18 protein-coding genes and 1 other annotated feature are annotated in these 17,651 nt (G+C 52.9%); all 18 genes read right to left on the bottom strand.

The window, feature by feature from the left end; all coding sequences use genetic code 11:
• Positions 1 to 275 precede the first annotated feature (275 nt).
• On the bottom strand, positions 276 to 2,471 hold the full coding sequence (locus IM700_RS16605; protein ID WP_193418038.1) for a LysM peptidoglycan-binding domain-containing protein: 2,196 nt from the start codon (positions 2,469 to 2,471) through the stop codon (positions 276 to 278).
• 164 nt (positions 2,472 to 2,635) lie between these two features.
• The gene (gene ilvE, locus IM700_RS16610; RefSeq protein WP_155608650.1) at positions 2,636 to 3,514 is read right to left on the bottom strand and encodes a branched-chain-amino-acid transaminase; all 879 of its coding nucleotides are present in this window, start codon (positions 3,512 to 3,514) and stop codon (positions 2,636 to 2,638) included.
• A complete protein-coding gene (gene pheA / locus IM700_RS16615) occupies positions 3,514 to 4,410 on the bottom strand; it encodes a prephenate dehydratase (RefSeq protein ID WP_155608649.1) in 897 nt (298 codons plus the stop codon). Before pheA ends, ilvE begins: the two co-directional genes overlap by 1 nt.
• A gap of 78 nt (positions 4,411 to 4,488) precedes the next feature.
• A complete protein-coding gene (gene thrB / locus IM700_RS16620; protein ID WP_193418040.1) occupies positions 4,489 to 5,445 on the bottom strand; it encodes a homoserine kinase in 957 nt (318 codons plus the stop codon).
• A complete protein-coding gene (gene thrC / locus IM700_RS16625; protein WP_155608647.1) occupies positions 5,442 to 6,512 on the bottom strand; it encodes a threonine synthase in 1,071 nt (356 codons plus the stop codon). The genes thrB and thrC overlap by 4 nt, the downstream gene beginning before the upstream one ends.
• Before the next feature lie 32 nt (positions 6,513 to 6,544).
• Entirely contained in the window at positions 6,545 to 7,831 is a 1,287-nt protein-coding gene (locus tag IM700_RS16630; RefSeq protein ID WP_193418042.1) for a homoserine dehydrogenase, read from the bottom strand.
• Between the two features lie 52 nt (positions 7,832 to 7,883).
• The gene (locus IM700_RS16635) at positions 7,884 to 8,321 is read right to left on the bottom strand and encodes an ACT domain-containing protein (RefSeq protein ID WP_193418044.1); all 438 of its coding nucleotides are present in this window, start codon (positions 8,319 to 8,321) and stop codon (positions 7,884 to 7,886) included.
• A 125-nt stretch (positions 8,322 to 8,446) separates the two neighbouring features.
• Positions 8,447 to 9,760, bottom strand: coding sequence for a GTPase ObgE (obgE, locus tag IM700_RS16640; RefSeq protein ID WP_193418046.1), 1,314 nt, complete (start codon positions 9,758 to 9,760; stop codon positions 8,447 to 8,449).
• Positions 9,751 to 10,515: a Spo0B domain-containing protein gene (locus IM700_RS16645; RefSeq protein ID WP_193418048.1), complete on the bottom strand. Its 765-nt coding sequence runs from the start codon at positions 10,513 to 10,515 to the stop codon at positions 9,751 to 9,753. Before IM700_RS16645 ends, obgE begins: the two co-directional genes overlap by 10 nt.
• Positions 10,516 to 10,670: 155 nt before the next feature.
• The gene (gene rpmA / locus IM700_RS16650) at positions 10,671 to 10,982 is read right to left on the bottom strand and encodes a 50S ribosomal protein L27 (RefSeq protein ID WP_036620517.1); all 312 of its coding nucleotides are present in this window, start codon (positions 10,980 to 10,982) and stop codon (positions 10,671 to 10,673) included.
• Positions 10,983 to 11,000: 18 nt separating this feature from the next.
• Positions 11,001 to 11,333, bottom strand: a complete 333-nt coding sequence (locus IM700_RS16655; RefSeq protein WP_193418050.1) for a ribosomal-processing cysteine protease Prp — start codon at positions 11,331 to 11,333, stop codon at positions 11,001 to 11,003.
• 14 nt (positions 11,334 to 11,347) lie between these two features.
• Positions 11,348 to 11,659: a 50S ribosomal protein L21 gene (gene rplU / locus IM700_RS16660; RefSeq protein ID WP_059040908.1), complete on the bottom strand. Its 312-nt coding sequence runs from the start codon at positions 11,657 to 11,659 to the stop codon at positions 11,348 to 11,350.
• A 13-nt stretch (positions 11,660 to 11,672) separates the two neighbouring features.
• Positions 11,673 to 11,759 (bottom strand) — a sequence feature (ribosomal protein L21 leader region).
• Between the two features lie 55 nt (positions 11,760 to 11,814).
• Positions 11,815 to 13,002 carry an Rne/Rng family ribonuclease gene (locus IM700_RS16665; protein ID WP_193418052.1) on the bottom strand — a complete coding sequence of 396 codons (1,188 nt, stop codon included), beginning with the start codon at positions 13,000 to 13,002 and terminating at the stop codon, positions 11,815 to 11,817.
• A gap of 91 nt (positions 13,003 to 13,093) precedes the next feature.
• A complete protein-coding gene (locus IM700_RS16670) occupies positions 13,094 to 13,948 on the bottom strand; it encodes a M50 family metallopeptidase (protein WP_193418054.1) in 855 nt (284 codons plus the stop codon).
• The gene (locus IM700_RS16675) at positions 13,941 to 14,858 is read right to left on the bottom strand and encodes a M23 family metallopeptidase (protein WP_193418056.1); all 918 of its coding nucleotides are present in this window, start codon (positions 14,856 to 14,858) and stop codon (positions 13,941 to 13,943) included. The genes IM700_RS16670 and IM700_RS16675 overlap by 8 nt, the downstream gene beginning before the upstream one ends.
• 146 nt (positions 14,859 to 15,004) lie before the next feature.
• Positions 15,005 to 16,150: an FtsW/RodA/SpoVE family cell cycle protein gene (locus tag IM700_RS16680; RefSeq protein ID WP_193418058.1), complete on the bottom strand. Its 1,146-nt coding sequence runs from the start codon at positions 16,148 to 16,150 to the stop codon at positions 15,005 to 15,007.
• Between the two features lie 3 nt (positions 16,151 to 16,153).
• Positions 16,154 to 16,951 (bottom strand): septum site-determining protein MinD, encoded by a 798-nt coding sequence (gene minD / locus IM700_RS16685; protein WP_193418060.1) that lies wholly within the window; start codon positions 16,949 to 16,951, stop codon positions 16,154 to 16,156.
• A 3-nt stretch (positions 16,952 to 16,954) separates the two neighbouring features.
• Positions 16,955 to 17,614, bottom strand: coding sequence for a septum site-determining protein MinC (gene minC, locus IM700_RS16690; RefSeq protein WP_193418062.1), 660 nt, complete (start codon positions 17,612 to 17,614; stop codon positions 16,955 to 16,957).
• Positions 17,615 to 17,651: the final 37 nt, after the last annotated feature.

Consider the following 17,651-nt stretch of genomic DNA (forward strand, 5'->3'; position numbering starts at 1 on the left):
CTTTCGTTCATCGCTGCGTTTCAGCGGCGACTTAAATAATATAACATACCCGGAACGGGATAGCAAGCACTTTTTTTCTAAGCATTTAATTCCAGGTAATTGGCACATCTCTTTCTCAATTGAACCTCCCCTTCAAACCAAGCTTCTAGTTTTCGGGGGACGTCTAATATAACATATTCAGCGCACAGGCTCAAGTCCTTTCTCTAGAGGAAGTGCAACAAGTTCTGACAAAACACAAAGCAGGGGGATCTATCTCCCCCCGCTCCGATTTGCCTTTAATCGTTAATCCATGGATTCCGTCGTCCACTCGTTTTGTTGGCACGTTGCCGAGTTTTTTTGGTTACCGTTCCTGCTCCGGATTTACTTGGCTTACTCGTGGTCGACTGCGAGTCAAGGCTGCCTGAAATTTTCACGTTTTTCTTTGAGGGATTTAGCGTTTTGGATTTGGTTTCCGTTTTTTTTTGCCCGTTATCCTCCAATCCGTCGTTGGAGCCCGAGGCCTGTGCCTCACGATCAAGGTGACTCTTCATATTTTCAATCCCGCCAACTTCCCCTTTTAATGGTTCGTTTGCGATCGGAGCCAAATTGTTCGCCCCAGGATAGGCCATCGGGTACCCAGGCATCGGCGGAACGGAATAAGCAGCCGGCAATACCGAAGTTGGGTAGCCTGGAACGGGAGGACCGTAACAAGGCATATATCCAGGCTGATGACCCCAATCCATGGTCTGAGGGTAGAAGCTATTACCGTACGATTCAGGGGATACGGCCTGTGGCGAAATTCCAAGCGGCTGATATCCCGCATTGGGGGCTTGATTGGCGTATGGGCTCACCCCTCCCAAATTGGGCATTTGCGACACGGGAGCGTTAACGTTTGAAATCCCCGGATACTCCCCTTCCGTCGGGGAGAGTGCTGTTGGTTGCTGTGGCATTGAAGTGTTGTCGTAAAGAGCGGATACAGGTTCGGCTGCCACCGGATATTGATAAAAAGGAGGATAGGCTTCTTGAGCCGTATACGAATACGGGGTAGCTCCCGAGCATCCACAAGGTGAAGGGGCGTAACCCATGGCCGGAAGTACAGTCGGAGATGGTTGTGTTGGGAAGAACTGCGACATACCGTGACTCGGATAGGCAGGGTTTGCGTATTGGATAGGTTGCACATTCGGCCCATAAGAATAAGGGCTGACTCCCGTAGGTTCGCCTTTCATCGGCTCATATCCATAAGGGCTGACTCCCGTAGGTTCGCCTTTCATCGGCTCATATCCATAAGGGCTAACTCCCATAGGTTCGCCTTTCATCGGCTCATATCCATAAGGGCTAACTCCCATAGGTTCGCCTTTCATCGGCTCATATCCATATGGGCTAACTCCCATAGGTTCGCCTTTCATCGGCTCATATCCATAAGGGCTGACTCCCATAGGTTCGCCTTTCATCGGCTCATACCCATAAGGGCTAACTCCCGTAGGTTCACCTTTCATCGGCTCATATCCATAAGGGCTGACACCCATAGGTTCGCCTTTCATCGGCTCATAACCATAAGGGCTAACTCCCGTAGGTTCACCTTTCATCGGCTCATATCCATAAGGGCTAACTCCCGTAGGTTCACCTTTCATCGGCTCATATCCATAAGGGCTGACACCTGAAGGTTCCCCTTTCATCGGGACATTGGCCGCAGGGCTGACGTTCGTCGGCCCATAATTGGCTGGTGCGACATTCAGCGGTTGATAGTTATAGGGTTCAACTTTAACCGGCTCCTGCTTTTGCGGCTGATATTGAATCGGCTGGAGTTTCGTGGATTCATATTGTATTTGCTCCACTTCAATTTTGATCTCCATGGGTACTGTTTTGGGCGGTTCGACATGTACCGGTTGCTGTTTCGGCGGCACAACATTGATTGGTTCTACCTTCGCTGGTTCAACCTTCGCCGGCTCTTCTTTCGGTTTCGGTTTTTCCGTTTGAATAGGTTGAACCTTAGGGACTTCCATCTTCGGCGGCTTCGGCGCCGTCATTTCCGGCTTGACGCCTGTCGGAGCTTTCGTGCCCGTACCGGCAATGGGGGCCGTGTTTTTCTTACCGGTTTGCGCCGGCGACAACCCCATGTTAGGTCCTGGCGGGTTGGCGGCTCCGCCGGCGGGCGATCCCATACCCGTCGGAATGTTTACAACATCCCCTACCTTTAACTGGTTCGGATCGCTAAGCTGAGGATTTGCCGCGATCAGGGTCTGTAAAGGCAAGCCCCAGGCTTTGGACAACTTCCACAACGTGTCCCCTTGCTTCACGACGTGCTTGTAGATATTGCCCGATTCACCGCCGATCGGCACAGCCACGGCTGGAATCTTCACTTTGTCGCCGACGTTCAACTGATCCGGATTGGCGAACTGCGGGTTAGCTTCGATCAGTTTCTCCAGAGGCACGTTATACTTTTTTGAGAGCTCAAACAAAGTATCGCCTTTTTTCACAATATGGATTTTCACGCGATAAAGACCTCCTAGGTTTCTTCTCCGGTACGTGATGATCGCCCGGGGCCCATTTATTACATCCTATGCAGGCGCCCGGTTTTTGACATCCAGGAAAAGAAAAAATCCTATCTCCCTCTTAGGTCAAGGAAAATAGGATTCATGCTAGCTCTCGCGCGTTCTTACCAAACCTTCACTCCGTCCTGATCTACGATCGCACGGAATTCCTCCAGCAGCTTCAGCGTGATTGGACCGGCATGTCCCTCTCCGATGATGCGGCCGTCGACTTCACGTACGGCGATGACCTCAGCAGCCGTCCCTGTCAGGAACACTTCGTCAGCGACATACACATCGTGAAGCGTAAACGGCTGTTCTTGGATACTGTAGCCTCTCTTGCGGCAAATCTCGATGATCGCCTGGCGGGTAATTCCGTCCAACGCCCCCAAATAACATGGAGGGGTGGTGATCATTCCGTTCTTGACGATGAAAATATTGTCGCCCGAGCCCTCGGTCACGTACCCTTGTGCGTTCAGCATGATCGCTTCGCCCGCACCGGACAGGTTCGATTGAATTTTCACCAAAATATTGTTCAAATAGTTCAGCGATTTGATTTTCGGATTCAGGGCATCGGGGATGTTGCGCCGCGTCGATACGGAGACGGTTTTCAGCCCGGTTTTGTAGGCTTCTTCCGAATAGATCGCGAGTTGCTCCACGATGATGACGACCGATGCTTTCGGGCAACGGTTCGGATCGAGACCTAAGTTACCGGCGCCGCGGGAAACAACCAGACGGATATAACCGTTGCGAAGCTCATTGCGACGAAGCGTCTCCACTAGCGCGTTCTCCATTTCCTGATACGTCAGCGGAATCTCCAGCATGATGGATTTAGCTGAATCGTAAAGACGGTCCAAATGCTCTTTGCATTTAAAAATATTTCCGTTATAAATGCGGATGCCTTCGAAAATGCCGTCTCCGTACAAAAAACCATGATCATATACGGAAACCTTTGCTTGATCTTTGGTTACGTATTGTCCATCTAAGTAAATCCATTGTTCTGCCATTATTTTGGCACCTCCGCTTTTTGTTCTCCAAACGATAAGCTGGGATAACTCCCCAGCACGCGTACTTGGCATCCCAATGCTTCGATTTCTCCAATCGCTGAGCTGAGCAGCACGGCATCGAGAGATTCAAGCACATCCATAATAAAATAGTAATTGCCAAGCCGTTTCTTGGTGGGACGCGACTCAATTCGCGACAAATTCAGTTTACGCCATGCGAACGCGGACAATACCTGATGCAAGGCACCTGGAAAATCCTCCGGCAGCGTCACAAGCAGGCTCGTTTTGTTCTGGGCTGCCGGGATTGCCAGTTCCAGCGGCTGAGGGCCGATTAGAACAAACCGGGTATAGTTGTTGTCGTGATCCGTCACTTGACGGGCCAGGACATCCAAACCGTACCGCTTGGCCCCGAGTGCCGTACCGATCGCCATCCAACCTTGTCCCGGATTCTTCTTCACCAGTTCCACCGCTTCCGAAGTGCTGCCCGCATGCTCCAATTCCGCTCGCGGCATCCTTGAGCGGATAAATTGCAGACACTGGGCCATTGCAACCGGATGTGACAACACCTTCGTCACTTTGGAATAATCGATATCGCCAGGTTGATCCCCCGATTGGAACTCCTCCCGATTGCCGATCAAATTCTGCACGGAAGGATATACCCATTCAATTTGCATCGGAATATCCACCTCATGGACAAGCCAGTCCATATGGAGGCTAACAGAGCCTTCGATCGTATTCTCCATGGGGATGACGCTGTAATCACTGTGACCGCTGGCCGTAGCTAAGAATACGTCGGATATCTGCTTGAAATGAAGCAGCTCCACCGGCTCATCGCCGAACAGGTGCAGCGCTGCTTCATGGGACACCGAGCCTTCCGGCAGCAATGCTATTCGTTTCATCTCTACTACTCACTCCCTAACTTCATCCAACGGTCTCGGTGCTCCAATTCTATTGAATGCAGCCGGTCTACCCGCCCTCTAAGCCTGAATATAATCCAAAAATGAACCTTCACTCTCCATAGTAAGCGCCACGGCCCCCAATGTGCAAGGTTTCAATCGCATCGTCTGCGTGGTGATGCCCTGCTCGCCAAGCACCTCAAGGAGGAACCCCTCAAGCTGATCTTCCGCTCCCTTACGGCGGTCCGTCAAACAGAGCAGCGTCGGACCGGCCCCGCTCAAGGCGGCGCCTAACGCTCCATGGGCCGTCGCTTCCTCAAGGATCCGAGCCATGCCCGGCACCAGCGATGCCCGGTAGGGTTGATGCAGCCGATCGCGCATTGCGACCGGGATCAGGTCCAACCGACCCGAGGTCAGCGCCGCGGTCAGCAGCGAAGAGTGGCTGACGTTGTATACCGCATCCTGCAGGCTAATCTGCTTAGGCAATGCCTCGCGAGCCTTGGAGGTGGACAACTGAAAATCAGGGATGGCCACAAGCACCTCGAGATCCGCTGGCGGCTCGATGCGCAGCACATCGGCGTGCGTTCCGTCCCAGACGGCGGTAATGATCCCGCCGAATAAGGAGGCGCCCACGTTATCCGGATGCTTCTCCAGCGCCGTCGCCATATCGAACAGCTTCGCTTGGCTCAAAGGCTCGCCGATCAGCAGATTGGCGGCAAACAGCGCCCCGACGATCGCCGAAGCGCTGCTGCCAAGCCCGCGGGTCAGCGGAATATCCGATTTCATCGAGATTTCCAACTCCGGCAAAGTCACGCCGGCTTCCGCAAACACCGTTTGCGCGACCTGATACACCAGATTGCTTTTATCGGTCGGCAGCCCCTCCAGGTTCTCCCCATGTAGGCGGAAAACCGTGGAATCGGCCGGTTTCATTTCGATCCAAGAATAGAGATTCAGCGCCATACCTAGCGTATCGAAGCCAGGGCCTAAGTTCGCCGTGCTTGCCGGCACCTTGACCCGAACGCCTTCTTGGCGAATCATGCCTGGGCTCCTTGCAGCTTGGCGATCGCATCCAGCACCGCTTCTTCCGTGTCCTGAACGACGAGCGGTTCGCCGCCGATGCTCTTGATGGCGATATTCGGATCCTTCAGGCCATGCCCTGTCAGAACGCAGACCACTGTCTCTCCGCCTTTAAAATATCCCTCGCGTTTCAGCTTATAAACGCCGGCGATGGAAGCCGCCGAAGCGGGCTCGGCAAAAATGCCTTCCTTCGCGGCTATGATCCGATATGCATCGAGAATTTCATCATCCGTTACGTAATTGATCTGCCCGCCGGACTCTTCCGCTGCAGCAACAGCCGTCTTCCAGCTTGCCGGGTTACCGATCCGGATGGCGGTCGCAATGGTTTCCGGCTCCAAGATCGGTTCGCCTTTGACAATCGCCATCGCACCTTCGGCTTCGAAACCGACCATCCGCGGCAAGGAAGTCGATTTGCCACGCTCATGATATTCCTTGAAGCCTTTCCAGTAAGCCGAGATGTTACCGGCGTTGCCGACCGGAATGGCGAGTACATCAGGGGCCTTCCCTAGTTGGTCGCACACTTCGAATGCCGCCGTTTTCTGGCCTTCGATGCGGTACGGGTTCACCGAGTTCACTAACGTGATCGGATGCTTAGCGGTAATGTCGCGCACAATCTCGAGCGCCCGGTCGAAGTTTCCTTCGATCGCGATCACTTTCGCGCCGTAGATCATCGCCTGAGCGAGCTTGCCGAGAGCAATGTTGTTATTGGGAATCAATACGATACAATCGATCCCTGCACGGGCGGCGTAGGCCGCAGCAGCGGCTGAAGTATTCCCCGTAGACGCGCACATGATTGTCTGGCTGCCTTCCTCGACCGCTTTGGCGACGGCCATGACCATGCCGCGATCCTTAAACGAGCCGGTCGGGTTCAACCCTTCATATTTGAAGTAAAGGTCAAGCCCCAGCTCCTTCGAGAGGTTCTCTGCGCGAACCAGCGGGGTATTGCCTTCCTGCAGTGTCAGCTTCGGCGTCTTGTCGTTCACCGGCAAATATTCCTTGTACGTTTCCAGCAATCCAAGATATCTCATCCAATAAGAACTCCTTTATCTGATTAATGTGATTATCCCTCTACGCGGTACACGCTTTTGATCCGATGGATGACGTCCAGCGATTCGAAATGGGCCAGAACCTTATTCATACTGGCCTTGCTAGCGTTGTGCGTCACGATCATGATCTCAGCACCGGCCAAATTCGTGTTCGGCGATTGCACGACCGATTCCAGGCTGACCTCGTATTCGGCGAACACCTGAGTGATTTGCGCCAAGACGCCAGCTTTGTCGTCGACGTGTAGCAACAGGAAATTCTTGTAGGCGATTTGTTCGTCCGTTTTGAGCTTCTTCGGTTTATATGGGACGATCGCCTTCAAACCGTTGACGCCAAGCTTAAGGTTCTTGACGACGGCAACCAGGTCCGCCACCACGGAGGTGGCGGTCGGCATCTCCCCGGCGCCTGCACCATAGAACATCGTTTCGCCAACGGCTTCCCCGTGCACGTACACCGCGTTGTATACGCCGTTTACAGCCGCGATCGGATGCGTTTTCTTGACCATGGTCGGCTGCACCGTAATGCTGAATTCGTCATCCTGCCGTTCGGCGATGCCAAGCAGCTTCATCTCGTAACCGAGACGCTTAGCATATAAAATATCTTCCCTCGACACCGATGAAATCCCCCGAACATGCACATCATTTAGTTCCACGTTCGTACGGAACCCCAGAGTCCCAAGAATCGTCATCTTACGGGCCGCATCCAATCCTTCCACGTCGGAGGTCGGATCCGACTCTGCATAACCAAGCTGTTGCGCTTCCTTCAGCACATCCTCGTAGGAGGCGCCTTCCTGGCTCATTTTGCTCAAAATATAATTGGTCGTCCCATTCACGATCCCCATGATCTTCATGATTCGATCGGAGGAAAACCCTTCAATCAACGTGCGGATGATGGGAATGCCGCCAGCCACGCTTGCCTCGTAAAACACATCGCATTGATGCTCCATCGCCTTAGCCAGAATCTCTGAGCCGTACAGCGCCATCAAATCCTTGTTGGCGGTCACGATATGCTTGCCGCGTTCCAGCGCCTCCAGAATATAAGCTTTCGTCTGATCGACGCCACCCATCACTTCCACGATAACATCGATCTCCGGGTCACGGATGACCGACCAGGGATCCTCCGTCAGCTTGCGCGGATCCACATCGATGCTGCGTGTTTTTGCTAACGTCTTAACGGCGATTTTCTCGATGACGATCGGCGAACCAACCTGACTGCTGAGATCCTCCTGATGTCCTTCCAAGATCCGGACGACGCCAGTCCCCACCGTGCCGAGTCCGAGCAGTCCTACTTTCACAGGCTTCACAGCCGTCCCCTCCCGTTATCTAATCGCGGGTATTCCCGCATGGCTTCTTCTCTTATCCTTGCCCAACGATCTGCGTTCTCCTAACTCCCGGGATGCCTTGCAGCGAGTTCAGCATCACATCCAGCTCCTCGGTTAAGCGCGAGGTTTCCACGGAAATCACGACATTCGCTTTGCCTTGAAGCGGTATACTTTGGTTTATCGTCAAAACGTTACCGCCAGACCCGGCGATCAGCGCAAGCACTTTCGACAAAATTCCCGACCGGTGCTCCAGGTCAAACGAAATCGTCACGATGCTTTCCCGTTCAATTTGATTTAATTGATGAATGCCGTCCTTGTACTTGTAAAAGGCGCTGCGGCTCAAGCCCACCTGAGCTACGGCCTCATGCACTGTTTTCGCATCGCCGGAGGCCAGCAGTTGCTTCACCTGCAACGTTTTAACCACCGCTTCAGGCAAAATATCCTCGCGTACCAAATAGTAGTGCTCTTTCACGAACGTCCTCTCCTTAGAGACCTTTGTTTTCGTATAGTGGACATTATAACGGAAATCAGGCAGAGTGGCAATGCTTTTTATCCCGCCTTATATTAAAAAAAGCACCCAAAAGGTGCTTTTTCACATCAATAATAGTAGCTGCTGCCTTCGACAAATTCAAATTCGAAGTCGCCGATACGAACCAGTGTCCCGTCCTTAGCGCCCCGCTTACGCAGCTCTTCGTCAACGCCCATATGCCGCAGCGTGCGGGCCAGCTTCAGAATTGCATCATGGGAATTCAGCTGCATCCGTTTCATCATCCGCTCGATTTTCACGCTTTCCACCACAAACGTCTCGTTCTCGCGGCGAATCGTAAAGCTTTCGTCTTCCGTCTTGTCCAATTTGAAAATTTTACGCTCCGCGAGTTCGGTGACTTCCTCGATCGCCGGTGCTTCCGGAATTTGATCCAGCAGATCCGACACGCGGTACAACAGTTCCTGGATGCCCTGACGGGTCAGAGAGGAAATCGGCATGATCTCCAGATCCCCGCGTACCTTTGCGACTTCCTCGCGGAATCTCTCCAGATACTCCGCCGCTTCGGGCATATCCATCTTATTCGCGGCCACGATCTGCGGACGTTTCTCCAAATCCGCGTTGTATTGCCGCAGTTCGTCGTTGATCTTCTGCCAATCGTCAAACGGGTCGCGTCCTTCCGAACCGGCCATATCGACGACATGAACGATAAGCCTTGTCCGCTCCACGTGACGCAAGAATTCATGGCCGAGGCCAACGCCTTCATGGGCGCCTTCGATCAACCCGGGCAAATCCGCCATCACGAAGCTGCGCCCGTCGCCCACCTCAACGACACCAAGATTCGGGGTGATCGTTGTGAAATGGTAGGCGCCGATTTTCGGTTTGGCTGCCGATACGACCGACAACAACGTTGATTTCCCGACACTCGGGAATCCAACTAGTCCGACATCGGCCATCACCTTCAGCTCCAGCACAACCCAGCGCTCTTGGCCTTCTTCGCCATGCTCTGCGAGCTCGGGAGCCGGATTGCTTGGCGTAGCGAAACGGATGTTGCCGCGTCCGCCCCGCCCGCCGCGGGCGACAACAATTTGCTGCCCATGGCGCGTCAAATCGGCAATTACCTCCTGGGAGTCATCGTCGATGACGACCGTTCCCGGAGGAACCCGTACGATCATATTCTCCGCATTCGCCCCGTGCTGGCTCTTATTCCGCCCTTTTTCCCCACGCTGCGCCTTAAAATGCCGCTGATATCGAAAGTCCATCAACGTTCTTAGGCCTTCGTCGACGCGAAAGATCACGTCGCCGCCTTTCCCTCCGTCACCGCCGGCCGGACCGCCCTCGGGTACGTACTTCTCTCGGCGAAAGGCTACGAGCCCATCGCCGCCGTCGCCCCCTTTGACATAAATTTTCGCTTTATCTACAAACATGCGTTCACCTCGTTTATTTTTCCGCAAGACACCCGAAGCCGCAGCGAACCGTTCTCCGCATCGCCTCGGTCAGCCCGTATTCGCATTCCTGTAATTCCTTCATCGATGTGACGAGCAAGTGCCTCCTGATTCCCTGTAGAACCGATCTGTTCAAACCGAACCAACACTTCGCCGCCTTCGCGGTACATCGATATTTTCAGTTGCAGAGTCTCACCCCACGAAGACCGCCCGTTAAACTGAAACACCCGTACCGATTCCACGATAGCTTCCGTCAATTCTTCCGCTTCTTCGATGGTAAGCAAACTGTCCAACTGCAGCTCGTCCTCAATATCAACCTCAAGTTGCACCGAACCGTTCACCTCGCGGAACGATTGCAAGTAGAAGACCAAAGCCGGAATGCCAAGCCTTGCGATTTTGCTCTCCACGGCCATTCGTCCTTTTATTCTTTCCACGCAATCGGCCAGTTTATCAATTTTCCGAAGCTGGATATATCCGTACAAAATCTGCAGATCGTTCATCCAATCATGGCGATGATGACCTAAAGTGGCGGAGGCGGTTCTTTGGATCGACTCCAGCAACTGCTTCCGCTCGGTTTCGGCCGCCTTCCGAAGATGCCGAACATATACCCAAAACAACACGAAAAGAGCCCCGCACAGGAGGACCTGTCCGATCGGCGATTTCAGGAAATAAGCAAGTGTCAGGCTAACGGCCGCAAGCAGCACGAACATCGCCCTCACCATGAACCGATGTTTCATATTTTCCCCGTTCCTCTAACAAATTGGGTGAAATGAAGTCCTCACCCTGGCATCACTACCCAGTATAACATACCTAAATCAAGTTCGCTCTCGTTATGTATGTAAAAAAAGATAAGCCCTGACACCAACGTGCCAGGGCTCTTGCTTATAAGCTCTTAAGCTTCGACTGTAGCCGCTACAGGAGCGGTTTCCACAGGGTAGACGCTCACTTTTTTGCGATCGCGACCCCAACGTTCGAATTTCACAACGCCGTCGACTTTAGCAAACAGCGTATCGTCCGAACCGATGCCTACGTTCGTACCTGGGTGAATTTTCGTTCCGCGTTGACGAACGAGAATGCTTCCGCCCGTTACGACTTGACCGTCAGCACGTTTCACGCCAAGGCGTTTCGCGATGCTGTCGCGTCCGTTCTTCGTGGAGCCTACGCCCTTTTTGGAAGCGAATAACTGGAGATCCAATTTCAACATTGTAGTCTACCTCCTTCTTCAAATAATGACGTCCTGTATCTGAATATACTTCCCGTATGATTCTTCGATACTCTTTAGCATAACGACAAGCGAGGCAAGCAGCAATTGCGCTTGTTCTTCGGCTTCCGTCCGGGCCGTAGCAGGAAGATCCGCGCTAAGAAAGCCGTTCTTCATCCTGGAGTCCATGACAATGCCAGTCAACGCTTCAATCGAATTGACCGTTCCTACGGTCACGGCTGAAACGCCCGCACAGACGATGTCCTCCCCAGCCTTGGCGTAGCCGGCATGGCCTTCCACCTCAAAACCTGCGATGCCGTTATCCTTCCGGCGCAATATGGAGACGATAATCAAATTACCGCACCTTCTTACGCTTGGATTTTCTCGATGGTTACTTTCGTGTAAGGTTGACGATGACCTTGCTTCTTGTGGTAGTTCTTCTTCGGTTTGTATTTGTAAACGATCACTTTTTGGCCTTTGCCGTGTTTTTCGACTTTCGCCGTTACACTAGCACCGGATACCAATGGAGCTCCCGTTACCAATCCTTCGCCTTTGGATACTGCCAACACACGGTCGAACGTTACGCTTGCGCCGTCTTCAGCGTTCAATTTCTCGATGTAAAGCACATCGCCTTCTTGAACACGGTATTGTTTACCGCCAGTTTCGATAATTGCGTACATTTGCTTGCACCTCCTCATGTCTCAGACTCGCCTGATTCAGGTGCCGATAGACGCTAGGTCCAGCGGACTTGTAACCCGATCGGAGCGGTTGCAGCATGTGCACAAGCTAACTTATGACACATACCCTAATATACTATCATGGGCCCCGTTAAAAATCAACTGATTACCGTATTCTCTTCTCTCATTCTTTTCCGCGTCATTTCCAGCAAACCAAGCTTCGTCCAGCCCAAAATATGATGCTGCGTCCGGTCGCCGGACATCGCTTGCTCCAACCGTTCGCAAACGGCTGAGCGATGCTCGTCGCTGTCCATGTCGATAAAATCGACGATGATAATTCCGCCGGTGTCCCGCAGCCGAATCAGCCGAGCCATTTCCTGCGCGGCCTCCAGATTCGTGCGGAACACCGTGTCCTCCAAACTGTCGCCTCCGGTAAATTTGCCGGTGTTCACGTCGATGACGGTCAGTGCCTCTGTCGTATCCCACACGAGATAGCCGCCCCCAGGCAGCCAGATCTTGCGTTGAAAATCCTTCTCCAGCTGCGGCTTCACTTCATAGTAATCAAATAAAGGGACAGCGCCTTCATGCACGATGACGCGCGGCGTCTCCCCCGGCAGCATCGCCTGTAGAAAGGCTTGCGCCTCCTCCGCCTGCTCCGGACAATCCATGATTAGCTCGTCCGTTTCCGGGCTGTACACGTCGCGCATCAGTCGCTGGATCATGCTTAGATCCTGGTGCAACACGACCGGCGCCGCAGCGTGCTTCGCCTTCTCCAGAATGGCGGTCCACTGTTTGCGCAGCTGTGTGAGGTCATCCCCGATCGCTTCACCGTCTTCTTCATCGGCAACCGTTCTCAGGATCAGCCCTTCCTCTTCCTCGCGCAATTCCTCACCGAGCATCTTAAGGCGGTATCTCTCCTCTTCGCGCCCGATCTTCTTGGAAACGGCGACATAACCGGAAGTCGGCATATAAACAATCCAGCGTCCCGGCAAAGAATAATGCGTTGTTACCCGAGCCCCTTTATTGCCAATCGCTTCCTTTACAACCTGAACAACCAGCTCTTGGCCGGGCTTCAGCAGTTGCGCAATCGACGGCTTCTGCTTTGGCTGCTTTTCCAAATGAGGATGCAGCACGTCGTCGATATAGAGAAACGCGTTCTTTTTCTGACCGATATCCACAAAAGCGGCCTGCATGCCCGGAATGACATTAACCACCTTGCCTTTAATGAAACTGCCAACCAGTCCTCTATGCTGAGAACGCTCTGCCGCATACTCCACCAGTTTGCCGTTTTCCAGAAGCGCGATCTCGGTAGAGCCGGGTCCGCAGTGAACCATCATCCTTTTCATGATTTCACCCTTCATACGTTCGTCATCCATGGATCATGAACTCGCCTTATCCAGTCACATGCCCGTTTCATTATATCACGACTTTCGCGCTTCAAGCCCCGGAACCCCCCTGTAAGAAAGAGGAAATGACTCGCTGTTCCGGCACGACCGCTACGATATGCCCTTGGTGGTTCATCACATAAATAAAATGGTATTTTTCTCTTTTAAATAGACGTAAAATATGATCCAAAGGTTTCGTTTTTTCGGCAACGATCGGCTGGGCCAAAGTCCCGGTCAACAGATGTCTTGCGAAGCTACGATCCCGGTTCACCAGAAAACGCAAGAAACGATAAGGAATGTTCCGATAATCCGTCAGGTTGGAATAAAGCAGAAATAAGCCGATCATCAGAAGATTCAGCTGCATCCCCCCGAGCCCCAGCAGCAACGGCAAGAAGGAATACACCAGCAGCAAGGCGCTGAACAGCAGGCTGATGCGGTAAGACCAAATCAGCGTGGCGTAGTAAGGCATCGTCAGGCTGCATAAGGCCTGTGAGACTTTCCCGCCGTCCAGCGGCAGGATGGGTAGCAGGTTAAATAGGGCAATCAGCAGGTTGCTTTGGATAAAATAGTCCAAAAAAGGCCCGTCCCACATCCCGGCGGCATGCAGCAACAGAGAGGCGCCGATCAGCAGGACGTTCTGCAGCGGTCCCGCCAAGGCGATGGCAATCTCCCGTCCGGCTGTCATATCCCCCGCCTCCAGGACCGCCACGCCCCCAAACGGAAGCATTTGAACGGACAATACCTTGATGCCGTACATGCGGGCCGCGAACACATGGCCCATCTCATGAACGAACACGATGGCGAATAAAGCAAGCAACTCCAGAAAATGACCGGTCAGCACCGACGTAAGCATGATGATGACGAACAAAGGATGAAAAGAAAACGCGATGCCTCGCCATTTAATCAAACGGAATCACATCCGCCGGATCGATATACCGGTCATCTTTTTGGATTGCAAAGTAGAGCGTCGGCAATGGGGACTGCGTTCGCGGAGGAAGGCTGCCCAGAACATCGCCCCCTTCCAGCCAGTCCCCCTTTTCGACGGAGATCTGCTCCAAATGGCCGTACACGGAGACGTAACCGCCAGCATGCTGTACCGTCACCGTCTGTCCGGTAACGGCATCCCGGGCAACGCGGAGCACCCGTCCGGTCTCGATCGTTTTTACCTGCGAACTGCCGGTGTCGGGGATAATCTCGATCCCTTTTAAGCTTAGGGCAAATGGGCTGGCCAAATGGCCGGCGATCGGCGACGAGAATCCGGCTGCCGCTCCAACTCGAAGTCCGCTATCTTCGTTGGTTTTGAATATCGGAATAAACGACGGGGCTCCGCCGAAATAACGCGTATACCAGGCCTCTACGGCTTGAAAATCCATCTCCACGGTAAGCGACTTGGCAATAAATGCTCGAATCGGAGTCGCCCAGGACGGCTCATAGCGGTTCATGCCCCAGACTGCTGCAAACAAGAGTGAGCTAATCACGAGTCGGACGAACAAAGCGGTCCAAAAGGTAGATCTTTTTCTAGGCCCGGGAACGATGGGATCCTCGGTACGGCTTCCGTAAGCCCCTCCGTAAGGATCTTGCCAACGGCCTTGTCCACGCTTCCACAACAGCTCGGGATCGGGATCGGATACGGTGAAGTCTGCGCGCTCCCCCTTCGCGTTCCGCCCCGTTTGTTCCCTCTGCGGAACCGCGGCCTGACCTGGTGCCGATTCCCATCCTCGTTCCGGACGCAGCGGGCCTGGACCCACGGCGTCTTCCAACGTCAGCTGGCGAATCCGCTCCGCCCTCCGTTTCTTTACATTTGATTTCACGTCCATGCTTTCATCCCTCCGGTCCAATGCACGGTTTGTCCTTGGCCTGTACTTATACTTATGAACCGCTGGAGTGGAATATGAACGTACGAATAGACCGCCACAGCCCCCTACGATGCAAAAAAACCGATGCCACTCGGCACCGGTTTATCCTATTCCACCTTATATTTCTCCTGATGCAGCTTAATGCTGAACACCAGTCCGATACATAACATATTGATTAAGAGCGAGGTTCCCCCATAGCTGATGAACGGCAACGTAATCCCGGTGATCGGCATCAGGCCGATCATCATCCCAACGTTCTCGAAGATCTGGAACAGGAACATCGCCACGATTCCGACGATGATGTAAGCTCCCCGTTTATCGATACAATGCAGGGCGATTAAGATCATCCTATAGATAAATAAGAAGTAGAGCAGCAGCAGCACCGAAGCCCCGATAAACCCAAACTCCTCGCCAACGACAACAAAGATCGAGTCCGAATATGGATACGGAACGAATTTTTTGTTTTTCAAGTCGCCTTTCATGTAACCGTCGCCGAGCAGTCCCCCGGAGCCGATGGCAATCTTGGCGTAGTTCGATTGGTGCCTGTCGTCACTCGACGCTTGATCCGGGTTAATGAACGTATTGATCCGTTGGTACCAGTGGAGCTTCTGGTGCTTCTCCAAATAGTCCTGAATCTGCGTGTTGTAGGCGTTAAACAACGTAACGAACAGGATTAATGCCGCAACCGCGGCGGTTAATGCGATTAAGACATGGCTATACCTGGCGTTGCCGATCCAGAGCATTCCTACCAGCACGACCAGATAAATGATGGCATTCCCCAAGTCCGGCTGAATCAGCACCAGAACAAACGGCAGCAGCGTCACCAGCGTAATCGGAATGATGTCTCGACGGAATTGAAGCGGCTGCCCCATTTTTTTGCCAAGTAAATACCCCGTCGTCAAGATCAGGATGACCTTCACCAGTTCGGCCGGTTGAAATTGCAGTCCCCCGATCCGAAACCAGCTTCGCGCCCCATTGATTTCCGGCGCAAACAGATATACCATCACCAGAAGCACGCAACCTGTGGCGTAAACATACCAGCTATAACGAAGCAACGTACGATAATCAACCAAGGCCATACCAAACACGACAACGAATCCCAGCAAATAAAATAGGATCGTCTTTACATCATAACCCTGGAACTCCGTCTCATAGGGAGCAATGGCACTGCGTACCAGGAGGGTACTGAACAGCATGAACAAGGCGAGTATCCCCACCATGAGCCAGTCCACTCTTTTAAGTTTAAAAAACAACGATTATCCACCCATTCCAAAAAACTTCTTGAAGCGCGTAAATACGCCCTTCTTCTGATCCAGCAGCATGAGCGGCACGGTGTCGCCTAATATCCGCCGCGCAATGTTGCGGTAAGCGATCGCTGCCGAGGAATCCGGATTCATCACCGTAGGCTCGCCGCTGTTCGCGGCTTTGATGACCAGTTCGTCATCCGGCACGATCCCGATCAAATCGATGTTCAGCACCTGTAAAATCCCTTCGATATCCAGCATGTCCCCGGATTTCATCATATTGATCTTAATCCGGTTCACCACCAGCTTCGGCGAACTGATATGCGAGTTCTCTAATAAGCCGATAATCCGATCCGCATCTCGCACCGCGGCATGCTCCGGCGTCGTAACGACGATGGCCTGGTCCGCACCGGCGATGGCGTTCTTGAAGCCTTGCTCGATCCCGGCCGGGCAGTCAATAATGACGAATTCGAACTCCTTCTTCAGCTCCAGAATAATATCTTTGACCTGCTCTGGTGAAATCGCATTTTTGTCTTTCGTTTGCGCCGCCGGAAGCATATAAAGCTCATCGAACCGCTTATCCTTGACCAGCGCCTGATTTAACCGGCAGCGACCTTCCGCGACGTCGATCAAATCATAGATGATCCGATTCTCCAGTCCCATGACCACGTCCAAATTTCGCAAACCGATGTCCGTATCGACCAAGCAGACTTTTTTCCCCAACAGCGCAAGCGCCGTTCCGATATTGGCCGAGGTGGTCGTTTTGCCGACCCCGCCTTTACCGGATGTAATTACGATAGCTTGTCCCATGATTCACACCCCTTTAAACACGTTAAGGTCCGGTCTCACCCGGGTCATATTGATGATTTTGTCGATCTGCATCTTCCCTTCTCGAAGAAAAGCGAACTCCATGCTCGTTTCCCGGTTCTCCCATTCATCGGGAGGCCGGCTGATCGTCTCCGCAATCCGAAGCTGTGTCGGAGACAGGTACGAAGCCGCGATGATCGAATTCTCGTTGCCCTCGATTCCCGCATGGGCCATTCCCCGAAGGGCTCCAAGAATCAGAATGTCGCCGGTACATTGGATTGTCCCTCCCGGATTAACGTCCCCGATAAACAGCAGATTGCCCTCATGATGCAGCACCTGTCCCGAACGGACGATGCCCGCAATCGTAGTCAGAGCCTGCGGGCCATCGGCGCGGACGATCTCCGGCATTTCGAAGGAGCGTACAAGCAAATTGCCTTTTTGCTTCAATATATCAAGAATCATATCCTTCTGATCGTCGGTGACGAGACGCATCCCCAGCTTCACATCAACATGGATGATCGGTCCGGTCAAAATATGTTGATGGCTAAATTCCAATTTATACTTCAATTCCTCCAGAAGACTTGAAAAATCGCATTTGTCGTCCAGCAGGAAAACCAGGCCATCTTTTATGCCTTTAATCGTCACGTGGTTGGATTTCACTGTCATTAGCCTGTCCCTCCCCCCTAATCAATTCGCGCCGAGG

The sequence above is a fragment of the Paenibacillus rhizolycopersici genome (genome assembly GCF_014947195.2).
Lineage (GTDB): Bacteria > Bacillota > Bacilli > Paenibacillales > Paenibacillaceae > Fontibacillus > Fontibacillus rhizolycopersici.

Excerpts from the sequence above, each read along its gene's own strand:
- ilvE (WP_155608650.1), bottom strand. The coding sequence starts at position 3,514 with ATGGCAGAACAATGGATTTACTTAGATGGACAATACGTAACCAAAGAT.
- pheA (WP_155608649.1), bottom strand. The coding sequence starts at position 4,410 with ATGAAACGAATAGCATTGCTGCCGGAAGGCTCGGTGTCCCATGAAGCA.
- thrB (WP_193418040.1), bottom strand. The coding sequence starts at position 5,445 with ATGATTCGCCAAGAAGGCGTTCGGGTCAAGGTGCCGGCAAGCACGGCG.
- thrC (WP_155608647.1), bottom strand. The coding sequence starts at position 6,512 with ATGAGATATCTTGGATTGCTGGAAACGTACAAGGAATATTTGCCGGTG.
- obgE (WP_193418046.1), bottom strand. The coding sequence starts at position 9,760 with ATGTTTGTAGATAAAGCGAAAATTTATGTCAAAGGGGGCGACGGCGGC.
- IM700_RS16645 (WP_193418048.1), bottom strand. The coding sequence starts at position 10,515 with ATGAAACATCGGTTCATGGTGAGGGCGATGTTCGTGCTGCTTGCGGCC.
- rpmA (WP_036620517.1), bottom strand. The coding sequence starts at position 10,982 with ATGTTGAAATTGGATCTCCAGTTATTCGCTTCCAAAAAGGGCGTAGGC.
- rplU (WP_059040908.1), bottom strand. The coding sequence starts at position 11,659 with ATGTACGCAATTATCGAAACTGGCGGTAAACAATACCGTGTTCAAGAA.
- IM700_RS16665 (WP_193418052.1), bottom strand. The coding sequence starts at position 13,002 with ATGAAAAGGATGATGGTTCACTGCGGACCCGGCTCTACCGAGATCGCG.
- IM700_RS16675 (WP_193418056.1), bottom strand. The coding sequence starts at position 14,858 with ATGGACGTGAAATCAAATGTAAAGAAACGGAGGGCGGAGCGGATTCGC.
- minD (WP_193418060.1), bottom strand. The coding sequence starts at position 16,951 with ATGGGACAAGCTATCGTAATTACATCCGGTAAAGGCGGGGTCGGCAAA.
- minC (WP_193418062.1), bottom strand. The coding sequence starts at position 17,614 with ATGACAGTGAAATCCAACCACGTGACGATTAAAGGCATAAAAGATGGC.